This is a genomic window from Allobacillus saliphilus, assembly GCF_018138385.1.
GTDB classification, from domain to species: Bacteria; Bacillota; Bacilli; order Bacillales; family Alkalibacillaceae; genus Allobacillus; species Allobacillus saliphilus.
The window spans coordinates 108,284-120,176 of the sequence record NZ_JAGSIE010000010.1 but is presented as its reverse complement, the minus strand read 5'-3'; the positions used below and the strand labels follow the sequence as shown (position 1 = coordinate 120,176).

Sequence of the window (11,893 nt, the reverse complement as noted above, 5' to 3'; positions counted from 1 at the left end):
GAACCGCCGTATACGGAACCGTACGTACGGTGGTGTGAGAGGTCGGAGGTTAACTACCTCCTCCTACTCGATTGTTTGGAAAGATATTTACACATAGTAAAGTGCAGTAAGAATTTATTCATTAGGAGGCTGTTGAATGAGAATTGATGGAAGACAAGCCAATGAACTACGAAGTGTTCAGATTGAAACAGATTATATTAAACATCCTGAAGGCTCTGTGTTAATTACAATGGGTGATACGAAGGTCATATGTAGTGCAAGTGTTGAGAATAAAGTGCCTCCGTTCATGCGTGGTGAAGGAAAAGGATGGGTAACTGCAGAGTACGCTATGTTACCTCGGGCAACAGAGAGAAGAAACATCCGTGAATCATCCAAAGGTAAAGTAACAGGCCGCACAATGGAAATTCAGCGGCTGATTGGGAGAGCGTTACGTGCAGTCATTGATTTGAACAAACTTGGAGAACGGACGATTTGGGTGGATTGTGATGTAATTCAAGCTGATGGCGGAACCCGTACAGCGTCGATCACCGGAGCATTCGTAGCGGTTTCGCTTGCATGCAGCAAGCTACTCAAAGAAAAAGTAATCAATGAGATGCCAATTCAGCAATATTTGGCAGCTATTTCCGTCGGATTAAGCGATAGCAAAGAACCGTTGCTTGATCTTCACTATGTCGAAGATGCTGCAGCCGCTGTCGATATGAACATCGTCATGACAGAGGCAAATGAGTTTGTTGAGCTTCAAGGTACTGGAGAGGAAGCAACGTTCACACCTGACCAACTTAACGATATGATTCAACTTGCACAAAAAGGCATTAAAGAACTTTTTGATATACAAAAAGCTGCACTTGGCGAAGATGCTTCACTTATCTAAAGGAGAATATTCAATGATCATTTATGTGGCAACCACAAACGAAGGTAAATTAAAAGAAATGAAAGAGCTTTTTAGTGGACATGGTGTGGAAATCAAAAGTTTAATGGAACAATTTCCAGAAGCTAAAGATGTAGAAGAAACGGGTACAACGTTTGAAGAAAATGCAGTGTTAAAAGCAGAAACCTATTCGAAGACATATCATATTCCGGTTTTAGCAGATGATTCTGGTTTAGAAGTATATGCGTTGAACCGCGAACCAGGGATTTATTCAGCCAGATATGCAGGGGTAGAAAAAAATAACGAAGCAAATAACGATAAATTGCTGAAGAATTTACAGGATAAGAAGAGTGAAGGGCGTGATGCGGCATTTGTTTGCGTGTTAGCATTTGCTCATCCAGGTGAGAAGACGCTTACGACAGAAGGAAGATGTGAAGGTAGAATATTAACGGAAAGACGTGGCGATCAAGGGTTTGGTTATGATCCTCTCTTTCAACCGAATGGATATGAACAGTCTTTTGGTGAATTAAGACCAGAAGTCAAAAACGAAATCAGTCATCGCAAAAAAGCTTTGGAGAAAATGCTTAACTATCTCAAATAAATTAACGTCACATAGTTAAATCGAGCGAGATATAATCTCGTTCGATTTTTTTTGAAACATAAATAAAATCCAGTAACCATTCGGTTACTGGATTCAGGTACGTCCCAGGAGCGATTCGAACGCCCGACCCACAGCTTAGAAGGCTGTTGCTCTATCCTACTGAGCTACTGGGACATTTGACTATTGACATAGAATGGAGCGGGTGATGGGAATCGAACCCACGACATCAGCTTGGAAGGCTGAGGTTTTACCACTAAACTACACCCGCATGAGACGTATGTATTAAAGCCATTTTTGAACCAAGAAAGATGATTTATCTTTTTCGGACAAGACCTATTATATAAAAGGATAGCTAGCAATGTCAACCAACTAAATAAAAAAATATATGAATTTGGTTAAATGAAGCAAGGCTTCTTAAACATAAGCAATGAATTCAAGATTTAAATAAGAATTATAGCAGTAAAAAACATTTTCTTTTGAATCAAATTAGTCATTCGCTCAAACACATAGCTGGTGCTCTACATAGTGTATGAATAAAGGAGAAAGGGAGGTAACGTTTATGAGTCAAGGATATGGAAGCAGTTTTGCTTTAATTGTCGTCTTGTTTATTTTGTTGATTATTGTTGGAGCATCCTGGTATGGTGGCGGTTACGGCTACTAAGATCAATAGTTAAGTGATATTCATGAATAAGTCCCCTCAAAATATGAGGGGACTTATTTAATTTTGATTAGAGGAAGTAAATTCAATTGTTAGATTTGAAATATCGTCAGTCAATTCACCAGAATAATTTGACTCTGAAAATATAAAAGTCCATGGAGCACTTGTCATCGGTTCAACACTCCACTCAGCTGACGAAAAATGCTGTTGATTCGCTTGGAAGTATAGCGAGGATACGGATAAATGAACAGTGGATAGATTCAATATTTGTTGCTCACGATTATGCAAAAGCACAGTAAGCAAATAGTCTCCCTTATGATTAATTGCTTGTCTCAACGGAACGATTATCTGATCTTCATTTTCTCTGGTTTGAATAAATGCCTTTTGGATTTGTTGGTCCAACGTCGAATCTACTTGTTTGATCCAAGCTGAATGATATTGTAGTTGCTGCACTTAATTGCCCCCTCACATTGCGCAAGACTTCTTCCATTGTACAAGAAGAACCATAAGGACAAAAGAATTAACACGTATGACATGATTATGAAAAAAGAACTATACTTTGCTAGGTATATATGTTCGAGCACCCATTATTTTATTCCAATTATTAACACATATATACAAAAAACGACTTATATTTAGTTAATTTGAAATGAAATTGTAATATACAGTTAATCTCTTTGAAATCTATGAATGTTATACTGAGGCAAACAAAAATCTAACAATCTAGCAATTCTATTTGGGAGGATTTACAAATGAAATTAAGGTCACTTATTCGTTCGTCTTGTTTAGCAATTGGCATTACTGGTGTTTTTGGAATACATACATATGCTGAGACAATCGAAGACTTGGAAGACCAGCAATCTGAAATACAGAGCGAGCGAGCTGATGTACAACAAAATATAGAAGATGCTCGATCAGAAGTTAACCAAGTGTTAACGGAATTAGAAGAATTAAATCAAGAGCTTGAGCAACTGAATGAAACCCTAGAAGAAAACCAACGAACAATGGATGAAACAGAGGAAAAAGTAGACCAAACAGAAAATGAAGTCGACCAATTAGAAGATGAAATAGAAAAGATTGAAAAAGACATCGAGATTCGTAGAGATATCATTAAAGAACGTCTCATTTCCTATCATCGTAATGGAGGAGACATCGCCTATATCGAGGTTATTTTAGGTTCCAAAAACATGGGTCAGTTTATTAGTCGGTCAAATGCCGTGAAGAAAATTATGGACTCCGACAAGCAACTTATCCAAGAGCAACAAGAAGATAAAGAAACTGTAAAGAACAAACAAAATAAAGTACTCAGCAAGTTACAAGAACTAAAAGATATGCAAACTGAGCTACAAGGAATGATCTCTTTAATCGAAGATCAAAAAGATGCAGCAAAAGAGAAACAAAAATCATTAAAAGACAAGCAGTCTGAATTGCTTGCATTGCAAGATGAGCTTCAAATCAAAGACAGTGAATTAGCGAATATGCAACAGCAAGTAAAAAGTAAAATTGCTCAAAAGCAAGCTGAACAACAAGCAGAAACGATTGTATTGGCTTCCCATCAGTCATCTAATAATGATGAAGGTTCTTCAGTTGTCCAAGGCTCTAAGAGTAAAAGTGAGCAAAGTCAGCAGTCAAAAAAGACAAAAAGTGCACCTACAGCGAATGGGAATATATCGACTGCAGTTAATGCAGGGTATGCTCATCTAGGCACACCATATCGATGGGGCGGAAAAACGACGGCAGGGTTCGATTGTTCAGGATTTATTCATTGGGCTTTCAAGCAAGCTGGAATCTCAGTTCCTGGCAGTACAGCTGGATTGAGTTCAACTGGTACAAAAATTTCTTATAGCCAAGCACAGCCAGGTGATCTCGTCTTCTTTAACACATACAAAACAAACGGCCACGTAGGGATTTACTTGGGTAACGGAAAGTTTATCGGTTCTCAAAATTCAACAGGCCTTGCAGTTGCAGATATGACTCAAGGATATTGGAAAAGCAAGTTCGCTGGGCACGTTCGTCGTGTAAGGTAACGATAGAGCTTAATGACAAAAAGGGTATCAAGGATTTTCCTTGGTACCGTTTTTCTTTTGTTTTTGAAGATTTATGGAATTCGTATATAATTGAAACAGCAATAAAATGGAAAGGAAATTTAAAAAATGTGTTTAGTAAACGAACTTTTTGAACAGACTGGTATAGAGGAGGAGATTCAGCAAGTTAAATCCGTTTCAGGCGGTTCAATAAACGACAGTTATCAAATACAAACGGCTAAAAACCAATTTTTTATGAAAGTACATACGAATGCACCACAAGATTTTTTTCATATTGAAAAAACAGGATTAGAAAAGATTAGAAGTACGAAGACCATTCAAGTTCCTAAAGTAATCCATTATTCGGACGAACCAGGAAGGGCTTTTTTATTGATGGAATGGATTGATGGGGTTCAAACTTCTAAAACAGATGTTATGTTAGGAAGGGATCTCGCCCGCTTGCATCAACAAACAAATTCAAAACATGGATTTTGTTCCGATACATATATTGGTACACTTACTCAAAAAAATGCGATGTCTGTTTCATGGGTCGACTATTATCGGGATTACCGACTGAGAAACCAATTGGAGCTCGGCATAGAAACAGGGACTATACAAGATGTTCGTCGTAAAAAACTTGAAATGCTAATGGAACGTTTGGATACATTACTTCCAAATGATGTAGATGCCTCGTATTTACACGGAGATCTTTGGGGTGGGAATTGGTTAGTGGGCCCAAATGGCATCCCTTATTTAATTGATCCATCGTTTCTTTTTGGACATCGATTATTTGAGTTAGCCTTCACAGAATTATTTGGCGGATTCAGTGAAGCGTTTTACAAAGCGTATAACGATGTTTACCCAATTGATTCTAATTACAACGATATGAAAGAAATTTACCAACTTTACTATCTGCTCGTTCATTTAAATTTGTTCGGTGAGGTGTATGGAGCTTCAGTTGACCGGATCATAAACCGATATAACTAGGAGGCGGGATTTTTAAATATGCATTAATTTTTTACATATATTCTAATTTTGAAGTTTCTCCTTTTTAGGAAAGGGGTAATGAGATACGTACCAAGATAAGATTGGATGGGTGATTATGAATGAAAAACAAGAGGTTGTAATGTTTCCAGGTTGGAAAAAGGACTTGGAAGAGCAAAGTAGACTTGCAATTGAGAATAAAAATTATGAAGAAGCATTACTTTTAATACATAAGTTAGAAAGCTTTAACGCAGCTTCCAAAGAAATATTGATTGCTAAAATCATTTCACTTAGTGAGTTGGGACAAAATGAACAAGCAATAGGTTTATGTCGGAAATTAATGAAGGAAGATGAAGCGAATTATTATCAATACATACATATCTATTTAAATATTTTGTTTCATTCGAATCAATATTCGGAAGTAATGGATACATTATATCAACTCGAAAATGATACGAATTTACCTCCAGAATACAAGGCACACTTTCAATTGCTTTATGATCAATGTGATGAATTCTTAACCACAACTGGAGCTGAAGAGAAAGAAAAAGATATGGATCATTTCATTGATTCTTTGGAAAATGGTCATTTTAAAGAACAATGGAAGTTGTTGTCCTATCATCGAACCTTTGCTGTAAGACCGTACTTAGGTCTTATTAAGCCGTACTTTGTTGATACGAAATTAAATCCAGTAATTAAAACAGGCCTACTTCAATGGTGTATGGATGAAGAAGTTAATGAGAACCTTGAAATTGAAAAGTTTGAAAAATATATGGTAGTAAACCCTACCCTCATCGATGATGTTTTGGATACGAAGTTTGCCGTAAAGGTTCTATATGCACTGGAAGGCGTTGAGCAGGAAGATCCGACTCTATTTTCTTTTATGAAGCAGATTTTGTATCGTTATTTATATATTTTGTTTCCGTTCACACCAAATTTAGAGCAGGCAACAGATGTAGCAGATGCTGTTCTTGCATTGGCAAGACAATATTTGACGTTAGATGAAACTTCTTCGCAACAAAATGAAATGACAAAAGACCAAAAGGAATGGATGGAGAAAATCGAGCGTTATGAAAAGGTTTATTTTTCACAAATTGATGATTAAAACCGTTGAACGCGTTGGTGTTGAACCGAAAAATTTCTATGTTATAATATAATGGTTGCATATGATAGAATCGTGAAATGCATGAAAAAAATCTATTGTTTTAAAATGAATGAATAGATGTTGGAGGGAATTATAATGTCAGCAAAATGGGAAAAGAAAGAAGGAAATGAAGGCGTCTTGACGGTTGAAGTCGATGAGAAAAAATTCGACTCAGCGTTGGACCAAGCTTTCAAAAAAGTATCTAAAGATGTACAGGTTCCAGGATTCCGTAAAGGAAAGGTACCTCGTCCAATCTTTGAACAACGTTTCGGTGTTGAATCTTTATATCAAGATGCAGTTGATATCATTCTACCTGAAGCTTACAGTGAAGCTATTGATGAAGTGGAAATTACACCAGTTGATCAGCCTGAAGTGGATATCGAGCAAATTGAAAAAGGTAAACCATTCATCTTTACAGCAACAGTTACCGTGAAGCCTGAAGTGAAGCTTGGCGAATACAAAGGTCTTGAAGTAGAAGATAAAAAAGCTTCTGTAACGGATGAAGATGTCAATGACGAATTGAAGACTCTTCAAGAAAAACAAGCTGAGCTTGTTGTCAAAGAAGAAGGACAAGTTGAAGAAGGCGACACAGTTGTTATTGATTTTGAAGGTTACCTTGATGGTGAAAAATTCGAAGGCGGTTCTGCAGAAAACCACTCACTTGAAGTAGGATCTCAATCCTTCATTCCAGGTTTCGAAGAACAGCTTGTTGGAAAATCTGCAGGAGAAGAAACTGAAATTAAAGTTACTTTCCCAGAAGATTATCAAGCTGAAGAACTAGCTGGTAAAGAAGCTACATTCAAAGTGAACATCCATGACATCAAGTACAAAGAAGTACCTGAGTTAGATGATGAATTCGCTAAAGACGTTGATGATGATGTTGAAACACTTGATGAATTGAAAGAAAAGACGAAGCAACGTTTAATTGACGAAGAAGAAAACGAAATTGAAAATCAGAAGCGTGAAACATTAATCAATAAAGCTTCTGAGAACTCAGAAATTGATATTCCTCAAGCCATGGTTGATAATGAGCTTGACCGCATGGTACAAGAATTCGAACAACGTCTACAAATGCAAGGTATGACAATGGAAATGTACACTCAATTCTCTGGTCAAACAGAGGATGATCTAAAAGAGCAAATGAAAGAAGATGCTCGTAAACGTGTACAAACAAGCTTGACGTTAGAAGCAATCGCAGAAACGGAACAGCTTGAAGCAACAGAAGAAGATGTTGATAAGCAACTCGAAGATATGGCATCTCAATATCAAATGGAAGTTGATCAATTGAGACAAATGCTTGGTGGAAATACAGACGCATTGAAAGGTGATCTAAAACTTCAAAAAGCAATTGATTTCCTTCTTGAAAATGCGAAACTTGTAGAGCCTAAAGAAGAAGCAACTAAAGAAGAAGAGCAATCAAATGAATAATTAATACCCAAACTAAAGGGGCACGTAAGTTTCTTTACGTGCTCCGTTTTTACATAATGAATGAACATCATAGATATGAGTTTAAGGGCACTTGTTTTAAGGTAAGCTATAATAGACTGGCTATTCATAATGTAAGGAACCGTGAAAGAGTAAGCTAACTGAGTTAAAAGTAACTTAAGGCCTCACCCGAAGAGCTTAAATTCTGAAATATCGACGAAACCATGGTGAGTTAAAAGGAAACATTCTTGTTTTATTGCATACGAATAGAAGTAAAGTTTATCTTTTGACTATTTTTCTTTAGCAGTACATAATGGGAAATACGGTTAATGCAACTTACAACGTAAGAAGTTCAAATAGATTATTAATACTGATTTTGGGGTGAAATAATGTTTAAATTCAGTGAAGAAAAAGGACAATTAAAGTGTTCGTTTTGTGGTAAAACACAAGATCAAGTGCGAAAGCTTGTAGCTGGACCAGGCGTTTATATATGTGATGAATGTATTGATTTATGCACTGAAATTGTAGAAGAAGAATTAGGAACGGTTGAAGAAGAAGATTTGAAAGAAATTCCTAAACCGAAGGAAATTTGTGACATCCTTGATGATTATGTAATCGGTCAGGATAAAGCAAAGAAATCGTTGTCTGTGGCTGTTTATAACCATTATAAACGAATTAATTCCAACATTAAGAACGACGATGTAGAACTTGCGAAAAGTAATATTTTGTTACTCGGACCGACGGGTAGTGGTAAAACATTACTAGCGCAAACATTAGCGAGAATTTTAAATGTACCATTCACAATAGCAGATGCTACATCACTAACTGAAGCGGGTTATGTTGGTGAAGATGTTGAAAATATCTTATTAAAATTAATTCAGGCAGCTGACTATGATGTGGAGAAAGCAGAAAAAGGCATCATTTATATTGATGAAATTGATAAAGTTGCCCGTAAGTCTGAAAATCCATCCATTACACGTGACGTATCTGGTGAAGGTGTACAGCAAGCGTTACTGAAAATTTTAGAAGGAACAACAGCGAGTGTACCTCCTCAAGGTGGTCGTAAGCACCCACATCAAGAATTTATTCAAATTGATACGACGAACATCTTGTTTATCGTAGGCGGTGCGTTTGATGGTGTTGATCAAATTGTAAAACGTCGTCTTGGTGAGCGTGTCATCGGCTTTGGTACAGAAGCGAAAAAGCCAGAGATGACAGAATCAGAATTACTTTCTAAAGTTCTTCCTGAAGACTTGCTCCGCTTTGGTTTAATACCAGAGTTTATCGGACGCTTGCCTGTTATCGGAAGCTTGGAACCACTCGATCAAGATGCATTAGTCGAAATTTTAACTGCACCGAAGAACGCTTTGACGAAGCAGTATGAGAAGTTATTTGACATTGATAATGTCGAGCTTGAAATCGAAGAAGGCGCATTAAAAGCAATTGCTAATGAAGCGATTGAAAGAAAAACAGGTGCACGTGGTCTGAGATCAATTTTAGAAGCACTTATGCTTGATGTGATGTTTGACCTTCCTTCTCGTGACGATATTGAAAAATGTATTATTACGAAGGAGACCGTTGAAGAGAGCAATGGTAAACCAAAACTCGTACTGAAAGACGGATCTGTCGTTGAGCAAGACATGACACCTAGAGAAAGTGCTTAATTTGATAGAATCTTTAGTTGAAAAGGTACTCTCATCGACATGAGGAGAGTACCTTTTTTAACTTTTTTTATAAATATAATTCGTTCAAACCCTTACGATATGATTTCGTTTGTCGTACATAATATTTATTAGGTATGTATCATAAAAAAGATCAAAGTGGTTTTCTAACGAAAGAACATCGGACCACAACTTGGAGGTACAATTAATGAAAGAAAATAACGTAAAAGAGATACCACTACTCCCGTTAAGAGGGATCATCATTTATCCAACAATGGTGATGCATTTAGATGTCGGTAGAGAAAAATCAATTGCTGCACTGGAAGATGCGATGGTAGAAGACAGTCAATTTTTATTGGCGACGCAAAAAAACACAGATGCAGATGATCCTTCACCGGAAGATATTTATCAGACAGGCACAGTTGCAACGATTAAACAGATGGTTAAGCTTCCAAATGGTACACGACGAATTTTAGTTGAGGGAGTCGAACGTGCGAAGATTCTTTCCTTTAACCAAACAAAACCATACTTCAAAGCAGAATATACGACACTTGAAGAAGAACATGGTGATCGTGTTGAGGAGCAAGCAATGCTTCGTATGTTGATCAGTCAATTTGAGGAATATACAAAAATATCGAAAAAGTTGAATCAGGAAACATTCGATACGGTAAAAGATATTGAAGATCCAGGAAATCTTGCGGATTTAATTACATCACACCTACCACTTCGTTTGCACCATAAACAAAATATTTTAGAGTATGTATATATACCTGACCGCCTAGATTACTTGCTGCAACTAATTCACAACGAAAAAGAAGTTCTTACGATGGAGAAAAAGATTGGTCAGCGTGTGCGTAAGTCAATGGAACAAACGCAAAAAGAGTATTATCTCCGTGAACAATTAAAAGCAATTCAAAAAGAATTGGGAGAACAAGACGGTAAAGGTGGAGAAATTGACCAGCTTCGTCAAAAAATAGACGAAGCGAATATGCCTGAGCGAATTACAGAAGTTGCCAATAAAGAATTAGATCGATACGAAAAAGTTCCTCAAAGCTCAGCCGAAAGCTCGGTTATTAGAAATTATATTGAATGGTTAGTAAGTTTACCTTGGACAGAGGAAACGGAAGATAACATTGATATTCCTAAAGCACAAAAGATATTAGATGCTGACCATTACGGCTTGGAGAAAGTGAAGGAACGTGTTCTAGAATATTTATCCGTTCAAAAACTAACCGATAAACTAAGTGGGCCGATTTTATGTTTAGTTGGACCACCAGGTGTTGGGAAAACATCATTAGCTAAGTCAATTGCCAGATCCATCAATCGAAAGTATGTCCGTGCATCTCTCGGTGGAGTGAGAGATGAAGCTGAAATTCGTGGTCATCGTAGAACTTACGTTGGGGCAATGCCAGGAAGAATTATTCGGGGCATGAAGAAAGCTGAGACAATCAATCCTGTATTTTTATTGGATGAAATTGATAAAATGTCCAATGACTTTAGAGGAGACCCGTCCTCAGCCATGTTAGAAGTTCTTGACCCTGAACAAAATCACTCATTCAGTGATCATTATATTGAAGAGCCATATGATTTATCGAAAACGATGTTTCTCGCTACAGCGAATCAGCTAGCGACGATTCCTGAACCTCTTCGTGATCGAATGGAGATTATTACAATTGCTGGTTATACCGAAGTAGAGAAACTCCATATATCCAAGCAGCATCTTATTCCGAAACAAATTAAAGAGAACGGGCTGACAAAAGGCCAGGTTCAATTTCGAGACGAAGCGATTTTAAAATTAATTCGTCAGTACACTCGGGAAGCTGGAGTGCGTGGATTAGAAAGACAATTTGCTTCACTCTGCAGAAAAGCAGCGAAACAAATTGTGTCCGGTGAAAAGAAACGTGTTGTAGTGACGGAGAAGCAACTGGAAGAATTTTTAGGAAAACCGCGTTTCCGTTACGGTCAGCGTGAAGATGAACACCAGGTCGGCGCGGCAACAGGTTTAGCGTATACACAATTCGGAGGTGACACATTATCCATTGAAGTGTCCCTTGCAAAAGGTACAGGCAAATTGACTTTAACCGGTAAACTGGGAGACGTCATGAAAGAGTCGGCACAAGCTGCTCTCAGTTACGTTCGTGCGAAAGCGGATGAACTTGGGTTAGAAGCTGACTTTTATGAAACGTATGATATTCATATCCACGTTCCAGAAGGCGCAACACCTAAAGATGGTCCATCAGCAGGAATTACAATCGCAACCGCACTCGTTTCAGCCTTTACAAATCGTCCAGTTCGGAAAGAGGTAGGAATGACTGGGGAAATTACACTCCGAGGTCGTGTGCTACCTATTGGAGGGTTGAAGGAAAAATCGCTTAGTGCTCATCGAGCTGGGTTGACGACCATTTTGATTCCTCAAGAAAATGAAAAAGATCTTGAAGATATTCCAGAAAGTATTCGGGATGACTTAACATTTATCACTGTTTCTCACTTGGATGAAGTGTTGGAGCACGCCCTTTTAAAGGAGTAAA

The 11,893-nt window shown here is 37.5% G+C and carries 10 protein-coding genes and 2 tRNA genes; 9 read left to right on the top strand and 3 right to left on the bottom strand.

Features of this window, described 5'->3' with window-relative positions:
• Window positions 1-136 precede the first annotated feature (136 nt).
• Window positions 137-871, top strand: coding sequence for a ribonuclease PH (gene rph / locus KC820_RS04685; RefSeq protein ID WP_212368626.1), 735 nt, complete (start codon window positions 137-139; stop codon window positions 869-871).
• Between the two features lie 13 nt (window positions 872-884).
• Window positions 885-1,469 carry an XTP/dITP diphosphatase gene (locus KC820_RS04680; RefSeq protein WP_212368625.1) on the top strand — a complete coding sequence of 195 codons (585 nt, stop codon included), beginning with the start codon at window positions 885-887 and terminating at the stop codon, window positions 1,467-1,469.
• Between the two features lie 100 nt (window positions 1,470-1,569).
• Here the strand turns inward: KC820_RS04680 and KC820_RS04675 are convergent.
• Both KC820_RS04675 and KC820_RS04670 read right to left on the bottom strand, forming a co-directional pair.
• Window positions 1,570-1,643: transfer RNA gene (locus tag KC820_RS04675), tRNA-Arg, on the bottom strand.
• 20 nt (window positions 1,644-1,663) lie between these two features.
• Window positions 1,664-1,737, bottom strand: a tRNA-Gly gene (locus tag KC820_RS04670).
• A 291-nt stretch (window positions 1,738-2,028) separates the two neighbouring features.
• Here KC820_RS04670 and KC820_RS04665 point away from each other — a divergent pair.
• On the top strand, window positions 2,029-2,130 hold the full coding sequence (locus KC820_RS04665) for a YjcZ family sporulation protein (RefSeq protein ID WP_212368624.1): 102 nt from the start codon (window positions 2,029-2,031) through the stop codon (window positions 2,128-2,130).
• A gap of 57 nt (window positions 2,131-2,187) precedes the next feature.
• On the opposite strand, the gene KC820_RS04660 is transcribed toward KC820_RS04665, so the two are convergent.
• Window positions 2,188-2,580, bottom strand: coding sequence for an SLAP domain-containing protein (locus KC820_RS04660; RefSeq protein WP_212368619.1), 393 nt, complete (start codon window positions 2,578-2,580; stop codon window positions 2,188-2,190).
• A gap of 299 nt (window positions 2,581-2,879) precedes the next feature.
• Between KC820_RS04660 and KC820_RS04655 the strand changes: the two genes are divergently transcribed.
• The 6 genes from KC820_RS04655 to lon all read left to right on the top strand — a co-directional run bounded on the left by KC820_RS04655 (window position 2,880) and on the right by lon (window position 11,892).
• Window positions 2,880-4,154, top strand: coding sequence for a C40 family peptidase (locus KC820_RS04655; protein WP_212368616.1), 1,275 nt, complete (start codon window positions 2,880-2,882; stop codon window positions 4,152-4,154).
• Window positions 4,155-4,280: 126 nt separating this feature from the next.
• A complete protein-coding gene (locus KC820_RS04650; protein WP_212368615.1) occupies window positions 4,281-5,138 on the top strand; it encodes a fructosamine kinase family protein in 858 nt (285 codons plus the stop codon).
• A 115-nt stretch (window positions 5,139-5,253) separates the two neighbouring features.
• A complete protein-coding gene (locus KC820_RS04645) occupies window positions 5,254-6,240 on the top strand; it encodes a hypothetical protein (protein ID WP_212368614.1) in 987 nt (328 codons plus the stop codon).
• Between the two features lie 135 nt (window positions 6,241-6,375).
• Window positions 6,376-7,707 (top strand): trigger factor, encoded by a 1,332-nt coding sequence (gene tig, locus KC820_RS04640; RefSeq protein WP_212368613.1) that lies wholly within the window; start codon window positions 6,376-6,378, stop codon window positions 7,705-7,707.
• Between the two features lie 386 nt (window positions 7,708-8,093).
• Window positions 8,094-9,368 carry an ATP-dependent protease ATP-binding subunit ClpX gene (gene clpX, locus KC820_RS04635; protein WP_144088013.1) on the top strand — a complete coding sequence of 425 codons (1,275 nt, stop codon included), beginning with the start codon at window positions 8,094-8,096 and terminating at the stop codon, window positions 9,366-9,368.
• A gap of 205 nt (window positions 9,369-9,573) precedes the next feature.
• Window positions 9,574-11,892: an endopeptidase La gene (gene lon / locus KC820_RS04630; RefSeq protein ID WP_212368611.1), complete on the top strand. Its 2,319-nt coding sequence runs from the start codon at window positions 9,574-9,576 to the stop codon at window positions 11,890-11,892.
• Window position 11,893: the final 1 nt, after the last annotated feature.